Origin of the sequence: Hymenobacter psychrophilus (genome assembly GCF_900107135.1) — a bacterium.
Classification (GTDB): Bacteria; Bacteroidota; Bacteroidia; order Cytophagales; family Hymenobacteraceae; genus Hymenobacter; species Hymenobacter psychrophilus.
Genome location: NZ_FNOV01000007.1, coordinates 53472 through 68937, shown reverse-complemented (window position 1 = coordinate 68937; position 15466 = coordinate 53472). Strand labels below are relative to the sequence as shown.

Genomic DNA, 15466 nt, shown 5'->3' with positions numbered 1-15466 from the left:
GCACCGTGCTACCGGAACTGCTGGCCGCCCTGCCCGAAAAGCCCGGCGCTGTGGTGGCCGATAAGGCCTACGACACGAACGCCGTGCTAGCGGCTGTGGCCGGGCAACACGCGCAAGCCGTGATTCCGCCTAAGGCCAACCGGATAGACCAGCGGGCCTATGATGAGAACCTGTATGCGGACCGCAACAAAGTCGAACGCTTCTTTGGCCGGCTTAAGGAGGCGCGGGGCTTTGCCACCCGCTACGAGAAAACCGCCACCTGCTTCTTAGCCGGCGCTCACCTGCTCGCCGCCCTCGATTGGCTCCGATGACTGTCCACACAGTCTAGGAGACAGAAGCTAGGAGTTAGAATTTCTCTGTCATCCTGACGAAGGAAGGACCTGCTCACTTCAAAACGAGTCGTTATTACAGTCGTGCACCCGTGAGAAGGTCCTTCGCAAGCTCAGGATGACAGGCGTTTTTTTCTTCTAGCTCCCAGCTCCTAACTTCTAGCTCCTTTCCAGAGTTACCTTTGCATTCTCGTAGAAACCACGAATGGAGCAAGCTAAACCCGCCACCAAAACCGGCAACGTATTCGACTGGCAGGTACTGCGCCGGCTGTTCAAGTACGTGCAGCCGTACAAGCGCGTCTTTTATTTCCTGATTTTCCTTACCGTTGCCACGGCCGCGCTGGGCACCCTGCGGCCTTTCCTCATCCAGCAGATGGTGGACGTGAGCATCGAGCAGGGCGATGTGGCGGGGCTGAACAAGATGTTCGGGTTGCTGCTGGTGCTGCTGACGGGCCACGCCATTGTCAGCTACCTGCAAACCTATTTTGGCGGCTGGCTGGGCCAGTACATCGTGCGCGACATCCGCGTCGACTTGTACCAGCACATCCTCGACCTGCGCCTCAAGTTCTTCGACCGCACGCCCATTGGCCAGCTCGTGACGCGCAATATCTCCGACGTCGAAACGCTGTCGGACGTGTTCAGTGAGGGGCTGGCGGCCATGATTGGCGACATTCTGCAGCTCGTGTTTATCGTGAGCTTTATGTTCTACATTGACTGGCGGCTGACGCTCATCAGCCTGTCGGTGATTCCGCCACTGCTCATCAGCACCTACGTTTTCAAGGAGAAGATCAAGAAGTCGTTCCAGGATGTGCGCACGGCCGTGTCCAGCCTCAACTCGTTCGTGCAGGAGCACCTGACGGGCATGAACGTGGTGCAGATTTTCAACAACGAGGCCCGCGAGCAGCGCAAGTTCGAGGCCATCAACCAGGAGCATACCCGCGCCAACATCCGCTCGGTGCTCTACTACAGCATCTACTTCCCGGTGGCAGAAGTGCTGGCCGCCGCCGGCGTGGGCCTGCTGGTATGGTACGCCGCCCAGGGCCAGATTGAGGGCACGATTTCCAAGGGTGCGCTCATCGCCTTCATTATGTACAACGCTCTGTTCTTTAGGCCCATCCGCCAGATTGCCGACCGTTTCAACACCCTGCAGCTGGGCCTGGTGAGCACCGAGCGCCTGCTGAAGTTACTCGACAGCAAGGAGATGATACCCGACAACGGCACCTACTCGCCCGAGCAGCTGCGCGGCGACGTGCAGTTCGAGCACGCCTGGTTTGCGTACAACGACGAGGACTGGGTGCTGCGCGACGTGAACTTCGACATCAAAGCCGGCCAGACCTACGCCTTCGTGGGGGCCACCGGGGCGGGCAAAACCAGCATTATCAACCTGCTCAGCCGCTTCTACGAGATAAACCAAGGCACCATCCGCATCGACGGCCACGACCTGCGCGAGTACGACCTCAAGGACCTGCGCCGCCACATTGGCGTGGTGCTCCAGGACGTGTTCCTGTTTGCCGGCACCATCCGCGACAACATCACGCTGGGCAAAACCGACATCACCGACGCCCAGATCTGGGAAGCGGCCGATTTGGTGGGCGCCCGCCGCTTCATCGAGCGGTTGCCCGGCGCCCTCGATTACGCCGTGATGGAGCGCGGCGCCACGCTTTCGGTGGGCCAGCGCCAGCTCATCAGCTTCGTGCGCGCCATGGTGTATCAGCCCCGCATCATTATTCTCGATGAGGCCACGTCGTCGGTCGATTCCGAGACGGAGGAGTTGATTCAGCAGGCCATCGAGAAGCTCATGCAGGGCCGCACCAGCCTCGTGATTGCCCACCGCCTAAGCACCATCCAGAAGGCCGATCAGATCATCGTGCTCGACAAGGGCGAAATCAAGGAATCGGGTACCCACGAGGAGCTACTGCGCCACCAAGGTTTCTACGCCAACCTCTACCAGATGCAGTACGCTTGATTTTGAGCTGTTAGCTAAGAGCTATTAGCTGTTAGCTTTCGTTCTGACGAAATTACTTATCAAGTCATCCTCTGCTGATTGAACACAAGCTAATGGCTATCAGCTGTCAGCTAATAGCTTAAAAAAAACCTATGAATCGAATTTTCCTTGGCCTTGCGTTGCTCCTGATTGTCGGCTTTTCGGCCGTGTACTGGCAGATGGGCGGCTTCAAGGCGGCTACCGTTACGCTCGAAACCACCACCCAGCCCTACTTCTTGGCCGGCCGCTACTACGCCGGCCCGGCCCAGGACGAGGCGTTCGGCGACCTGACCCGCGAAGCCTACAACGCGCGCAAGTCGGGCAAGCTGCGCGGCGACTTCGGCAACATTTTCTACAACAGCCCCGAAAGCACCCGCGACTCGGCCCGCGTGTTCGTGGGCGTACTCGTGGCTGATACCACCAGCCAAACCCTGCCGGCCGGCTACACCTACCGCACCTTCGCCGCCGGCCAGCGCGTGCTGCACGCCCGCATCCAGGCCAGCTACCTCGTGGCCCCCGATAAGCTCTACTCCGGCATCACGGCCGCCGCCGAAGCCCAGAAACTCAAGCTTTCGCACGTTTACCTGGAGCACTTCCCCGACCAGAGCAAGCCCGAGGTTTTCGCGGTGGTGAAGTAGGTCTTTTGCGCTGTTGGCTAACCGCTTTTTCGTGTTACCTGAAACACCAAACGGCCCTCCTGAAGCTTTCGGAAGGGCCGTTTGGTGTAGCTGACTGGGGGTTAGTTGCGACCTAGGTAAAAGGAGATGCCTAGATTAAGATCGTTGAGGCCGAAGCCAAAGTTAAAAGTGCTGGTAGTAACAGTATTTTTCGTAGCGCTGCTGTTTATGACGTCACGCTCGTTGGTCATTCGGTCATAAGATGCCCCACGCATGGCGAGTTCCAGACCTATCTTATTAGAAGGAAAGAAAACCAAACCTGGTGAGAGGTAAGCATATAGTCCTCTGCCGTTACTTGAATCGTATCTAGATGAAAAGTAATAATAGTTGTTTTGGTAGTTGACTCCAAGCTGACCATAGAGTGCCACCTTCTCCCCTAAAAATTTATAATACCTCCCAAATACTCCTCCACTAAGCGTGCGTATCTTCTGTTCCAAATACACGCCGGTAATCGTTCCGGGCCCACTGGCGGCGGTTCCGAAGTGCCGCTTCCTGACAGATAGCTGCCCTGTTAAGCCCACTGCTAAATTCTCTGTCACGAAATACCCAGCACTGGGCACAAAGCCGAATTCTTCGTACACCAGCTTACCCTGTTTACTGTTGAGTGAGTTTAGTACTTCTTCAGTCGTTTGATACGAATAATGAAGGGAAGTGGAAAGCAACTTGGTACCGGCCGAAATCTGGGCTTGGGCCGGCAAAGTACCAGCGCTCAAGAACAACGCGCCAATTAGGGTCTTCTTCATAAAATGGGAGAGAATAAAAGATAGGCCAAAGTAGACACTCCAACGAGCAGATGGAGATTCAACGCTCCTTTTATATTTCTCAATGTATTAATGTGTCTATATATTTTTGAGACTCGAGCGCGATACTAAAGCCCAACCCCCCAAACGCCAAACTGCCCGCCGAACCAGAGTCCAGCGGGCAGTTTGAAAGAGAGGGTACTATAGGGTCGGGGTGGCAGGATTCGAACCTGCGGCCTCCTGCTCCCAAAGCAGGCGCGATACCGGGCTACGCTACACCCCGAAAAAAAGCCTCCGGGTGGGGTTCCCGGAGGCTTCAATCGAAAAACATTCGTCGTCGGAGTGGCAGGATTCGAACCTACGACCTCCAGCACCCCATGCTGGCGCGATACCAGGCTACGCTACACCCCGATGAATGATGATGCAAATGTACGCTACCCGCGCGGTAAAACGCAAGCACCCGCGTAGTTTTTCTTGTACTCAACTGGCACCGACGACTATTAAAATGCCTTATGCAACTGTTGGCGTGCCGGTTGTATCTTCCTGAAAAAAGGTCTACTCACCAAATAAGGTTGGTTTGGCGCGTTTCTTGCCCACTGCTGGCAGCTTATTTTAGGGCCCGCAGAACCAGTAGCAGGGGTGTTTATCGTACCTTCCCTGACCGCATTGTACCTCGTTTTTTCAGCACGTCTATGAAAACCTTTACTTTACTGGTATGCCTGCTGGCGGTTGGCTCCGTAGCACGGGCGCAGGCCCCAACGGCCAAAGCCGTGGCCGCCGCTCCGCCGGCCCTGATTACGGCCACGATGGGTACGCCCGCAACCCCTCCTGAAACACTGAAGCTGCGGCTCAACCATAACCCGGTTACCAACGCCCTAACCGTACACACCGACGCCACCGGCCCTACCCGCATCGAAGTCAACGGCGCCGACGGCCGCCCCGTCATCACCCGCGACGTGCTGCTGGCCGGCGAGTCGGCGGTGGTGCTTAGCGTGGCCAACCTGCCCCGCGGCGCCTACATCGTAAACTGCGTGGCCGGCGAGCGGCGCGGTATGAAGCGCGTGATTCTGGGACAGTAGCTTCTGTAAGTCAAAGCGAAAAAGGTCAAAAGTAAAAGCCGTTGAATGTTGCCATGTGGCTCGTTCAACGGCTTTTACTTTTGACCTTTTCGCTTTGACTTGCTCTTTATTCCTACGCTTCCTCGCTCTGCAGCTGCCGCTCGTAGAGGGCGCGGTAAAGGCCCTGCTCGTCGCGCATGAGGGCCTCGTGGGTGCCGTGCTGCACAATCTGGCCGTCGTCGAGCACCAGAATTTCGTCGGCCAGCTTCACTGAGCTGACGCGGTGGCTGATGATGAGGCTGGTGCGGTTGTGCATGATGCGCTGCAGGGCCCCCAGAATGGCGTTTTCGGTGTCGGTATCGACGGCCGAGAGGGCATCGTCCAGAATCAGGATCTTGGGCTCCTTCACCAGGGCGCGGGCAATGCTGACGCGTTGCTTCTGACCGCCCGAAAGCGTGATGCCCCGCTCGCCAAGCTTGGTATCGAAGCCCTGCGGGAAGTCGATGATGTTGGTGTAAACGTTGGCGTCGCGGGCGGCCTGCAGCATGCGGGCCTCATCGGGCTCGTCGAGGCCGAAGTTGATGTTGTTGCGGATAGAATCGGAGAACAGGAACACATCCTGCGGCACGTAGCCAATCTGGCTGCGCAGCGACGTTAGAGCCAGGTCGCGCACGTCCACGTTATCGACGCTGATGCTGCCTTCGGTTACATCATACAGGCGCGAGAGCAGGGCGGCCACGGTGCTTTTGCCCGAGCCGGTGTTGCCAATAACGGCCAGCGTCTGGCCCGGCCGGATGCGGAACGACACGTCGCGCAACGCTTTAATGCCGGTGTCGGGGTAGGTGAAGGATACGTGGTCGAAGTTGATTTCGCCCTTGATATCCAGCTCGATATGCTGGCGCGACACGATGTCCGTTTTCTGGTCCAGGAACTCGTTGATGCGGGCCTGGGAGGCCTCGGCGCGCTGTACCAGCGAGGAAGTCCAGCCCAGGGCCGTTACGGGCCAGGTCAGCAGGTTCACGTAAATCAGGAACTCCGCAATGCTACCGGTCGTAATCGTGCCCCGGATAACTTCCTGGCCACCCACCCACACGGTAATAATGGTGCTCAGGCCCACCAGAAACAGAATCAGCGGAAAAAACAGCGAGTTAACGAAGTTCAGGCTCAGCGTTTTCTCCTTGTACTCGTTGGAAGCTTCGGTGAACTGCCGGTGCGAATCCTGCTCGCGCACGAACGACTTGATGACCCGAATGCCCGAAAAGGCCTCCTGCACAAACGTAGTCATGCCCGAGAGCGAGCGTTGAATTTCGTCGGATTTGCGCTGGATGATGTTGTTGACGTAGAATATGCTCACGCTCAGCACCGGCAGCGGCAGCAGCGTGTAGAGCGTCAGCTTCACGTTCACCATGAGCATAAGCGGCACAATAAGCACGAACAGCAGCACGAGCTGCATGAAGTACATGATGGCCGGCCCGATGTACATGCGCACCCGGCCCACGTCCTCGGAAATGCGCGACATCAGGTCGCCGGTACTGTGGCGGCGGTAGAAGCTTAGCGGCAGGCTCTGGTAGTGCTGGTAGATTTCGTTTTTCTGGTCGTTTTCCACCAGCCGGCTCATTACAATGAGCGTCTGGCGCATAAAAAACAGAAAGATGCCCCGCAGCAGCGCCATCAGCAGAATGAGCAGGGCATAGAGCAGCACATTGCGCCCGAACAGCTCGTACACCTGGGTCTGAGCCTGGGTGCCGCCATAGAGGTGGTACAGGTCGATGCCCTCGCCCACCAGATCGAAGGCATAGCGCACAATCTGGGCCGGGAAGATGGCCAGCAGCGTGCTCAGGGCCACAAACAGCACGCCCCCGAGGAAGTGCCATTTATAGCGCAGCAGGTATTTGTTGGTAGCGGAAAGTGCGGGCACCAGCGGAGAAATTGGAAAGTTGGGAAGCGCGAACGTAGAAAGTCAAAAAAGCCGGAAAGGGTTTCAGCCGTCAGCGTGAACGGGGCAGACACGCAATAGTTGACGTGTTGCTGGCGCTGAGGCTGCTTGTTCGGCGCAGACCGCCCAACGACGAAACGCAAATTATTGCGTCTCTACTTTTGCACCTTCTAAACTCATATAAATCGGCGTACTTTTGCACCCGAATTGCGAGGACAGCGGGCCGACGCCGCGCGGAGTGTTCATTGAGCGAAGGGAAAGCAGCCACAAGCCGTTGCCAGTCGTTTAACGAATTTCGTGCGTTGGCTATGGGCCGTCACCACCGCGAAGGTACGCCAATCCCCCCCTTCCCCCCCCACCCACCCATTTCCCACCCCCCCACGTTATGGTTGAAACGCAAGTAGTAACCGAGGCCTCTATTTTCGGGCAGATTTCCGAGTTCCAGCACGAGCAGGTAGTATACTGCCACGACCACGAAACCGGCCTGAAGGCCATCATTGGCATCCATAACACCGTGCTTGGGCCCGCGCTGGGTGGTACTCGCATGTGGCACTACGCCTCCGACGCCGAAGCCCTGAACGACGTGCTGCGCCTGAGCCGCGGCATGACCTACAAGGCAGCCATTTCGGGGCTGAACCTGGGTGGTGGCAAGGCCGTCATCATCGGCGATGCTGCCACGATGAAAACGGAGGCGCTGCTGCGCAAATTCGGCCGCTTCGTGCAGAACCTCAACGGCAAGTACATTACGGCCGAAGACGTGAACATGACCACCCGCGACATGGAGTTCATCCGGATGGAAACCAAGCACGTATCGGGCCTGCCCGAGAGCATGGGCGGCTCCGGCGACCCCTCGCCCGTAACGGCGTACGGCACCTACATGGGCATGAAAGCCGCCGCCAAGCGCGCCTTCGGCTCCGACTCGCTGGCCGGCAAGCGCATTGCCGTGCAGGGCATGGGCCACGTGGGCACCTACCTGCTGGAGTACCTGCAGAAGGAAGGCGCGCAGCTGATTGTGAGTGACTACTACGAAGACCGGGCCCTCGATGCGGCCAACCGCTTCGGGGCTCAGATGGTCGGCCTCAACGACATCTACGACCAGGACGTGGACATCTACTCGCCCTGCGCGCTGGGTGCCACGCTCAACTCCGACACCATTCCGCGCCTCAAGTGCCAAGTGGTAGCGGGCTGCGCCAACAACCAGCTGGCCGACGAAAACCGCCACGGCCCCGAGCTGGTGCGCCGCGGCATCGTGTACGCCCCCGACTTTCTCATTAATGCCGGCGGCCTCATTAACGTGTACTCGGAGGTAGTAGGCGGCAACCGCGAGGCGGCCCTCATCCAGACCGAGAAAATCTACGACATCACCACCCAGGTGCTGGCCAAGGCCGAGCAGGAAGGCAGCCACCCACAGGCCGCTGCCACCCGGCAGGCCGAGGAGCGCATCGCCGCCATCGGCAAGGTAAAATCCACTTATTAATTTCTAGCGCTTAGTAGTTGGTGCATAGTGCTTAGGCTGTTCTACAAACTCCTACGCACTACGCACCAACCACTAAGCACTAAACTTTCACTTACAATGCTCAACCGTCGCACGCTCCGCATCAAAGTCATGCAGGCCCTGTACGCCTATCATCAGGCCGTCGGGTCCGATTACTCGCTCGCCCTGGAGCGTATTGCGGAGGCCTTCGTGCCCGATCTGACCGCGGCCGAGGCCCCCGACCGTAAGCTGCTGCAGGGCCAGCGCAAAATGGGCGAGGTTATTTTCAAAGAGTGGCATAAATCGGGCGAAACCCCGGAGCCCACCGACGATGCCGACGTAAACGACGCGGTGAAGGACGCCATCAAGTTCTATCAGGCGGCCGTGGCCAAGGACAAAACCTATTACGCCGGCCAGCTGGTGAGCGGCGCCGAGGCCATCCACGACCAGTACCTGCACCTGCTCAATATTCCGGAGGTACTGCTGCAGATACTGGAGCAGGAGCGCGGGCGCGACTCGCGGCGGCTGACAGCGGCTCCCGAGCCGTTGCTTGATACTACCCGGCTTTCGGAAAACCAGGCTATTGCCAAGCTCATAGAAAACCTGCAGCTGCAGGAGCTAACCATCCGGCGCAACCAGAAGTGGCACGGCCAGCCCGAGCTGGACGCGTTGCGCGTGGCCTGGCGCACCGAGATGAAGCAGGACGCCGAGCTGCTGAGCTACCTGGCTGCCCCGGCCGGCTCCTACGCCGACGACCAGGAAATGCTCAAGCACCTCTACAAGGAATTCGTGTTTAAGGGTACGGCCCTGCCCGAGTACATTGAGGAGGACGACCAGAACTGGGAGGAAAACCGCTCGGTGGTGAAAAACCTGGTGGTGAAAACGGTGAAAATGCTCGACGAGGCTGCCGACGAGAATATGGTGCTCATGTCGCTGTCGGCCAACTGGGCCGAAGACAAGGAGTTTGCCGAAAGCCTCTACCAGCAGACGCTGGCCGACGACGCGCAGTACGAGCAGCTGATTGCCGACTCGTCGCAGAACTGGGACGTGGACCGCGTGGCCCTAACGGACAAGATTCTGCTGAAAATGGCGCTTTGCGAGATGCACCTGTTCCGGGCCATTCCGGTAAAGGTGACCATCAACGAGTACATCGAAATCAGCAAAAACTACAGCACGCCCAAAAGCAAGCAATTCGTCAACGGCATCCTCGACAAACTGGCCCAGGACCTGACGGCCAGCGGCGCCATCCGCAAATCGGGCCGGGGCCTGCTGGACAACCAGTAGCGTTGAGCTGCGAAGCCAGCGGGTATCTAAACGGCGCATTTCTCCGTACTTGTCTATAATTCCTGTCCTACTTCTCACCTTTCCGTACTCACCTCTTCCATGAGTAGCAAAACCACCACTGGTATTCTGTGCTTTGCCGGCGGCGCCCTCACCGGGGCCGTGGTTGGCCTGTTGTACGCCCCCGAAAAGGGCCGCGAAACCCGTAGCTGGCTCAGCTACCAGCTCGAAAAGTACCGCGAAACCCTGGCCGACCTCACCGAAAACCTGGTAACGAGCCGCTCCGACCAGGGGCCCAGCTCGGCCAAAAGCGAGGGCCAGCGCGTAATTCAGGACGCCAAGAGCAAGGCGGAGCAGCTGCTCGGCGACGTTGACCAGCTCATCGACCAGATCAACTCCCGCAAAAGCCTGTAAGCAGCCCGCAAGCCGGCCCTTCGGGGCACTGTTGCGGGTGGCTGCTGCTTTTTTTGTTGGCTATATTCAAAAAAGTGCCGAAGAGCTGACGAACCTGTCGGGGCTTCGGCACTTTTTCGTTGCCCGCTCCGCTTCGGTATCGGTACCTTTACGGAAACGTTCCCGCTCCTGCCCCCGGTAGCCGTCGGGCCGCTCCTCAAACCATCAACCCATCCACGTAATGCAGCGCATCACCCTTATCCCCGGCGACGGTATTGGTCCCGAAATCACGAAAGCAGTAACCGATATTTTTGCCGCCGCCGAGGTACCCGTGCAGTGGGAGGAGCAGAACGCAGGCCAGACGACCTTCGACGCGTCGGGTGAGTTGATTCCGCAGGCCCTGCTCGATTCGTTGGAGCAGAACCGGGTGGCTCTCAAGGGCCCCATTACCACGCCCGTGGGCAAGGGTTTCCGCAGCATCAACGTTACGCTGCGCCAGAAGTACAACCTCTACCAGAATGTGCGCCCGGCCAAAACCACCGCCGGCATTGCCTCGCGCTACGCCGACTCGGGCATCGATCTGGTGCTGTTCCGCGAGAACACGGAGGGCCTGTACTCGGGCCTCGAAATGTATGATGCCCACAACGGCATTGCCGACTCGGTGGCCCGCAACACGGTGGTGGGCGCGCGCCGCATTTGCCGCGCGGCTTTTGCCTATGCCGCCAAGCACGGCCGCAAAAAGGTGACGATGGCCCACAAGGCCAACATTCTGAAGGTGGCGGGCAAGGTGATGCTCGACGCAGCCCAGGAAGCGGCCCGCGAGTTTCCCCAGATTCAGTACGAAGAGAAAATCATCGACAACATGTGCATGCAGCTGGTTATCCGGCCCGAGCAGTTCGATGTGATTGTGACCACCAACCTGTTCGGCGACATCCTCTCCGACCTGTGCGCCGGCCTGGTGGGCGGCCTGGGCGTGGTGGCGGGCGCCAACATTGGCGACGACATGGCCATTTTTGAGGCCGTGCACGGCTCGGCCCCCGACATTGCCGGCCAGGGCAAAGCCAACCCTACCGCCCTGCTGCGCTCGGCCCTGATGATGCTCCACCACATCGGCCAGCACGACAAGGCAGACCAGATTGAGAAGGCGCTCCTGCTCACGCTGCAGGACAAGAGCAAATGCACCGGCGACCTGGGCGGTTCGGCTTCGACCAGCGAGTTTACCCAAGCCATTATCGGCAACCTGGGCCGGTAAACCAGTTGCCCGCACTGGCTATTAGTTAAAAGAACGTCGTTCCAGACGCAACGAAGAGCTTAGCCTGGGGTCGTTGGACGGCTGTCGGCCAATGCGACAACGTTCTTCACTGCGCCCGGAACGGCGTTCTTTTCGTCGGCAACTGCGCCCGGCCGGAAACTCCGCACTGCTTATCTTTGTTTTCCCGAAGCTATTAACCAGCTTCTCATCTTGATTTTCAGCCAACTATGAAACGCACGTTGCTTTCTTCTCTGTTGCTTTCCGGCGCTTTGCTGCTGGGGGCCTGCAACAACAATCCGGGCGAGGTAGGCACCGAGGGCATGAACGCCGCCGCCGTTGATGCCAACGCCACGGCCGCTCCGCTGATCGACAACCCCAACGTGAGCTCGGAAACCGAGGCGCCTAACCCCAATGCCCCGGTCATGAGCTTCGCCATGGCCGACCACGACTTCGGCGACATTCAGCCGGGAGCCGTGGTAAAACACACCTTCGAGTTCACCAACACGGGTAAAACGCCGCTCATCATCGAAAACGCCACTGCTTCCTGCGGCTGCACCACGCCCAACTGGACCAAGGAGCCCATTGCCCCAGGGTCCAAGGGTACCATCGACGTGCAGTTCGACTCGCACGGCAAAACGGGCATGCAAAACAAGGAGGTGGCTATTCAGGCCAACACCCAGCCCAGCATCAACAAAGTGGTGATTAAGACCAACATTCTGCCCGACGGCCAGAACGGCCCTTACCGGCAGTAAGCCATTGGGGGCCGGGCCCCCAACGTGGCCAAACCTGCTTTTTCACTGCTGAAACTCCTGCTTATGTTCGCTTCTCTTTTACTGCAAGCCCCTGCCGCCGGCGGCGCGGCCGGCCTCTTTCAGTACCTGCCCCTGGTTGCCATGGCCGGGGTGGTTTACTTTTTTATGATCCGGCCCCAGCAGAAGCGCACGGCTGATGCCAAAAAATTTCGGTCCAGCCTGGCCAAGGGGTCCCATGTGGTAACCATCGGCGGGCTGCACGGCAAAATCGTGGACCTGAGCGACGAGTCGGTAACCGTGGAAGTAGACAAGGCCGTGCGCTTGCGCTTCGACCGCGCGGCCATTGCCCGCGAGGTGGTCAGCAAGTCAGCGGTAGCAGCCGAATAATACCGGTTAGCCGCTTCCGGCGGGGCGTCAATCCGGCGCTTGTAGTATCTTGTGAATCCCGGAATTCCGGCTTCGGGCACAACCGGAGGCCGGAATTTCGGTTTTTACGCTGCCCCAGCCGTATTCCTACTCTTTTACCCGCCACCGCCTCGTGTCATCTGCCCGCCCCAGTTTCCGTCTGCTTCGCTGGTTCGTAAGCCCGTTTTTCGGGCAGGAACGCAGCTATTGGCGGGCTGTACTGGCGTGCTTTCTGGTGGCCAGCACTTTCTGGCTGCTCAACGCGCTCAACAAAACCTACACCACCCGCATCACCTACCCGCTGCTGTGCCGCTACGATAATGCCCGCTTTGTGCCGGTGCAGCCACTGCCCCACGAAGTGGCCGTAAACGTAACCGGCCGGGGCTGGAAGCTGTTGCGGGGCCAGTTGCCGCTGGAAATACGCCCCGCTGAGATACTGTTGCGCGACCCCGCCACCCGTTACCTGACGGCCAGCGCCCTGCGCCCCGCCCTGCAGCAGGCCATGGACGGACTGCAGCTTAATTACCTGGTTTCGGACACGCTATGGGTTGACCTCGACCGGCTGGTGAGCCGCCGCCTGCCGCTGGCCCTGAGCCCGGCCACCGACGGGGCCGCCCTGCCCTACGAGGCCCGCTTCAAGCCCAGTACCGTAACCTTCACCGGCCCCGCCGGCAAAGTCAACTACCTGCCCGACCCTTATCCCGTACACCTCCCCCAGGCCCCGGCCGGCTCCACCGACGGCGACGTGCAGGTGCCCATCGGCGGCCCCGACCAAGTGCAGAGCAACGTGACCGACGTGCGGGTGCGCCTCGTGCGCCGACCCGTGGTAACATTGCCCGTCGATGTGGTGCCCGAACTGCTCGACGCGCCCACCGGCCGCCGCTTCCGCCTGACACCGGCCACCGTACGGGTGCGGCTCCAGTTTTTCCCGGAAGATACGGCCGCCTTCCGCCCCGACCAGTTGCGGGTGCAGCTGCACTACGGCCAGTTCCTAAGCCCCACCGATTCGGTACTACGGCCCTTTTTGTCGCGCAAACCGCCCCAGGTGCGCGGCTACCTGGTGCTCACCCGGGGCGTGCGGGTAACGAGCGAGTAGGGTTCACAAAATACGTATGCTCCTGTTCACGGCACGGGCATTCCGTACGGACACTAATTGCGGTTATTTTACCTACGTCTGTGGCTCGTGGAACTGCACTTAGCAGCTGGCGCGGCCGAGCGGCCGGAGCTACGCGGTTGCATCGATACATTTGCCCGGCGGCACCGCATACCCTTCTTCCGGCAACAGGCCAGCCGGCTGCCACCCGGCCTTACCAGTCACTCATCCAGATTTACCCGCTAAAAGTCAGGCAGATGCTCAAGATAGGAATTACAGGGGGTATCGGCTCGGGCAAGAGCATTGTGGGGCGGCTGTTTCAGGTGTTAGGCGTGCCCCTTTACGACTCCGATAGCCGGGCCAAGTGGGTAATGGCCCATAACCCCCAACTGCGCCAGGAGCTGACGGCCGCCTTCGGCCCCGAAACCTTCGACGTCGAAGGCCGGCTCGACCGCGCTTACCTGGCCCGCGTAGCCTTTCCCGACCCCACTCAGCTGGCCCGTCTCAACGCCCTGGTACACCCCCATGTGGGCCACGACTTCGCCGACTGGGCCGCGGCCCGCCACGCCGAGGGCCATGCCTACGTGCTCAAGGAAGCCGCCCTGCTCTACGAATCGGGCGCCTACAAACAGCTCGACCGGGTTATCACCGTTTTCGCGCCCCAGCCATTGCGCCAGGCCCGGGTGCTGCGCCGCGACCCGCACCGCACCGCCCACGACGTACTCACCATCATCGACAAGCAGCTCAGCGAAGAAGAAAAGCTAACCCGCGCCGACTACGTTGTGCGCAACGACGACGAGCACCTGCTCATCCCGCAGGTACTGCGGCTGGATGCGGGGTTGCGGGCATTGGCGAAGTAAAGGACGTATCATTCAGCGCAATCTTTCGCGCATCAAGCCTAGCGGATAATCGGGCTGCGCTCGAATGGCCGCTCCCGGTCGAACAGGTAGCGATAGGTGACGTGGGTTTTGTAGATGCGGGCCCCAATGGAGCGGGTAACGGCCAGCATGCGGGGGTTGAAGTCACCAATCCAGTTCATCTCAATTTCGCGGTAGCCGGCGCGCATGAACTCGGCGCGGGCGTGCACCATCAGGGCGCTTTCGATACCCTTGCCCTGCCACTCGGGCACCACCCCGAAGATGACGCCGAACAATTTTTTGTCGCGCCGCTGCATGTATTGGCGCTTTTCCCAGAGGAAGCGCAGCTTGGCCAGCAGCCCAAAACGACGGCTCACGTGCTTGAAAATCTGGTTTAGCTCGGGCAGGCTCACAAAGAAGGCAATGGGCTCGTCGTGGTGATACGCAAACCAGAGCAGCCGCTCATCAAGCACGGGCTGCATCTGCTTCACCAGGTCGCGGGCCTTATCCAGGCTCATGGGACTAATGCCGCTGTGGTTGGCCCAGGCCAGGTTATATACCTGGTGGAAGTCGTGGGCCAGTTTCTCGGTGTCGCGCTTGTTGGCGTGCTGAAAACGGAACGTCGGATACTGCTGCGCGTACGTATCGAAGGCCCGCGAGAAGGCCGGGTGCAGGGGCATATCCACCTCGCGGTAGCAGGTGTATTGGCGAAAGAATAGCTCGAAACCGTACTGCTCGAACAGCTGCTGGTAGTAGGGCTGGTGGAAAAACATGCCGTAGTTAGGCTCGGTAAAGCCGTCTGTCAGCAGCCCCCAGAATCGGTCCCGCTCGCCGAAATTAATGGGGCCATCCATGGCCTGCATGCCGCGGGCAGCCAGCCAGAGCCGGGCCGCCCCAAACAGCTCGTTGGCCGCCGCCTGGTCGTCTTCGCACTCAAAGAAGCCCATGCCCCCCACCGGCAACGTGGGGTCGGCTGGCTCGGCGGCGCGATTAACGAAGGCCGCCACCCGCCCCACTACCGTACCGGCCGCGTTGGTCAGCACCCAGCGAATTGCCTCGCCATGCGCCAAAAGGGTGTTTTTGGCCGGATCGAACACAGTTTCAATTTCCGGATCGAGGGGCGAAATCCAGTTGGGTTGATTTTGATAGAGCCGGGCCGGCAGATCGAGGAACTGGCGAACGAGGGCGGGGCTGTTGACTTCGTGGAGCGGCATCTTTTCAAGCTGAAGGCTACC

The 15466-nt window shown here is 59.6% G+C and carries 15 protein-coding genes and 2 tRNA genes; 12 read left to right on the top strand and 5 right to left on the bottom strand.

Annotation, left to right across the window (positions count from 1 at the left end; translation table 11 throughout):
• From BLW21_RS11730 to BLW21_RS11720, 3 genes are all read left to right on the top strand, one after another.
• The coding region (locus tag BLW21_RS11730; protein WP_139255252.1) for a transposase at positions 1–311 on the top strand (311 nt) is incomplete at its 5' end.
• Positions 312–534: 223 nt separating this feature from the next.
• Positions 535–2295, top strand: coding sequence for an ABC transporter ATP-binding protein (locus BLW21_RS11725; RefSeq protein ID WP_092740211.1), 1761 nt, complete (start codon positions 535–537; stop codon positions 2293–2295).
• A gap of 131 nt (positions 2296–2426) precedes the next feature.
• Positions 2427–2951, top strand: coding sequence for a hypothetical protein (locus BLW21_RS11720; protein ID WP_139255191.1), 525 nt, complete (start codon positions 2427–2429; stop codon positions 2949–2951).
• A 101-nt stretch (positions 2952–3052) separates the two neighbouring features.
• Here the strand turns inward: BLW21_RS11720 and BLW21_RS11715 are convergent, their stop codons facing one another.
• The 3 genes from BLW21_RS11715 to BLW21_RS11705 form a co-directional block, all read right to left on the bottom strand.
• Positions 3053–3733, bottom strand: coding sequence for an outer membrane beta-barrel protein (locus BLW21_RS11715; RefSeq protein WP_092740207.1), 681 nt, complete (start codon positions 3731–3733; stop codon positions 3053–3055).
• Between the two features lie 206 nt (positions 3734–3939).
• A tRNA-Pro gene (locus BLW21_RS11710) sits at positions 3940–4013 on the bottom strand.
• Between the two features lie 54 nt (positions 4014–4067).
• A tRNA-Pro gene (locus tag BLW21_RS11705) sits at positions 4068–4141 on the bottom strand.
• A gap of 281 nt (positions 4142–4422) precedes the next feature.
• On the opposite strand from BLW21_RS11705, the gene BLW21_RS11700 reads away from it, so the two are divergent.
• On the top strand, positions 4423–4809 hold the full coding sequence (locus tag BLW21_RS11700) for a T9SS type A sorting domain-containing protein (RefSeq protein ID WP_092740205.1): 387 nt from the start codon (positions 4423–4425) through the stop codon (positions 4807–4809).
• A 112-nt stretch (positions 4810–4921) separates the two neighbouring features.
• Here BLW21_RS11700 and BLW21_RS11695 read toward each other — a convergent pair whose 3' ends face one another.
• Complete coding sequence (locus tag BLW21_RS11695) at positions 4922–6706, bottom strand: ABC transporter ATP-binding protein (protein ID WP_092740203.1); 1785 nt, start codon at positions 6704–6706, stop codon at positions 4922–4924.
• A gap of 403 nt (positions 6707–7109) precedes the next feature.
• Between BLW21_RS11695 and BLW21_RS11690 the strand changes: the two genes are divergently transcribed.
• The 8 genes from BLW21_RS11690 (at position 7110) to coaE (ending at position 14234) form a co-directional block, all read left to right on the top strand.
• Positions 7110–8201, top strand: a complete 1092-nt coding sequence (locus BLW21_RS11690; RefSeq protein ID WP_092740201.1) for a Glu/Leu/Phe/Val dehydrogenase dimerization domain-containing protein — start codon at positions 7110–7112, stop codon at positions 8199–8201.
• Between the two features lie 96 nt (positions 8202–8297).
• Positions 8298–9482, top strand: coding sequence for a transcription antitermination factor NusB (gene nusB, locus BLW21_RS11685; RefSeq protein WP_092740199.1), 1185 nt, complete (start codon positions 8298–8300; stop codon positions 9480–9482).
• Between the two features lie 99 nt (positions 9483–9581).
• Positions 9582–9893: a YtxH domain-containing protein gene (locus BLW21_RS11680; RefSeq protein WP_019949002.1), complete on the top strand. Its 312-nt coding sequence runs from the start codon at positions 9582–9584 to the stop codon at positions 9891–9893.
• Between the two features lie 220 nt (positions 9894–10113).
• Positions 10114–11124 (top strand): isocitrate/isopropylmalate dehydrogenase family protein, encoded by a 1011-nt coding sequence (locus BLW21_RS11675; RefSeq protein ID WP_092740197.1) that lies wholly within the window; start codon positions 10114–10116, stop codon positions 11122–11124.
• A 227-nt stretch (positions 11125–11351) separates the two neighbouring features.
• Positions 11352–11876: a DUF1573 domain-containing protein gene (locus BLW21_RS11670; protein WP_092740195.1), complete on the top strand. Its 525-nt coding sequence runs from the start codon at positions 11352–11354 to the stop codon at positions 11874–11876.
• 63 nt (positions 11877–11939) lie between these two features.
• Positions 11940–12263, top strand: a complete 324-nt coding sequence (gene yajC / locus BLW21_RS11665) for a preprotein translocase subunit YajC (protein ID WP_092740585.1) — start codon at positions 11940–11942, stop codon at positions 12261–12263.
• 151 nt (positions 12264–12414) lie between these two features.
• The gene (locus BLW21_RS11660) at positions 12415–13377 is read left to right on the top strand and encodes a YbbR-like domain-containing protein (protein ID WP_092740193.1); all 963 of its coding nucleotides are present in this window, start codon (positions 12415–12417) and stop codon (positions 13375–13377) included.
• 254 nt (positions 13378–13631) lie between these two features.
• Entirely contained in the window at positions 13632–14234 is a 603-nt protein-coding gene (gene coaE, locus BLW21_RS11655) for a dephospho-CoA kinase (protein ID WP_092740191.1), read from the top strand.
• A 38-nt stretch (positions 14235–14272) separates the two neighbouring features.
• Here the strand turns inward: coaE and BLW21_RS11650 are convergent, their stop codons facing one another.
• Positions 14273–15445, bottom strand: a complete 1173-nt coding sequence (locus BLW21_RS11650; RefSeq protein ID WP_092740189.1) for a hypothetical protein — start codon at positions 15443–15445, stop codon at positions 14273–14275.
• Positions 15446–15466 lie beyond the last annotated feature (21 nt).

Coding starts and splice junctions, on each gene's coding strand:
- yajC (WP_092740585.1), top strand. CDS start 11,940: ATGTTCGCTTCTCTTTTACTGCAAGCCCCTGCCGCCGGCGGCGCGGCC.
- coaE (WP_092740191.1), top strand. CDS start 13,632: ATGCTCAAGATAGGAATTACAGGGGGTATCGGCTCGGGCAAGAGCATT.
- BLW21_RS11700 (WP_092740205.1), top strand. CDS start 4,423: ATGAAAACCTTTACTTTACTGGTATGCCTGCTGGCGGTTGGCTCCGTA.
- BLW21_RS11690 (WP_092740201.1), top strand. CDS start 7,110: ATGGTTGAAACGCAAGTAGTAACCGAGGCCTCTATTTTCGGGCAGATT.
- BLW21_RS11720 (WP_139255191.1), top strand. CDS start 2,427: ATGAATCGAATTTTCCTTGGCCTTGCGTTGCTCCTGATTGTCGGCTTT.
- BLW21_RS11680 (WP_019949002.1), top strand. CDS start 9,582: ATGAGTAGCAAAACCACCACTGGTATTCTGTGCTTTGCCGGCGGCGCC.
- nusB (WP_092740199.1), top strand. CDS start 8,298: ATGCTCAACCGTCGCACGCTCCGCATCAAAGTCATGCAGGCCCTGTAC.
- BLW21_RS11670 (WP_092740195.1), top strand. CDS start 11,352: ATGAAACGCACGTTGCTTTCTTCTCTGTTGCTTTCCGGCGCTTTGCTG.
- BLW21_RS11715 (WP_092740207.1), bottom strand. CDS start 3,733: ATGAAGAAGACCCTAATTGGCGCGTTGTTCTTGAGCGCTGGTACTTTG.
- BLW21_RS11650 (WP_092740189.1), bottom strand. CDS start 15,445: ATGCCGCTCCACGAAGTCAACAGCCCCGCCCTCGTTCGCCAGTTCCTC.
- BLW21_RS11725 (WP_092740211.1), top strand. CDS start 535: ATGGAGCAAGCTAAACCCGCCACCAAAACCGGCAACGTATTCGACTGG.
- BLW21_RS11675 (WP_092740197.1), top strand. CDS start 10,114: ATGCAGCGCATCACCCTTATCCCCGGCGACGGTATTGGTCCCGAAATC.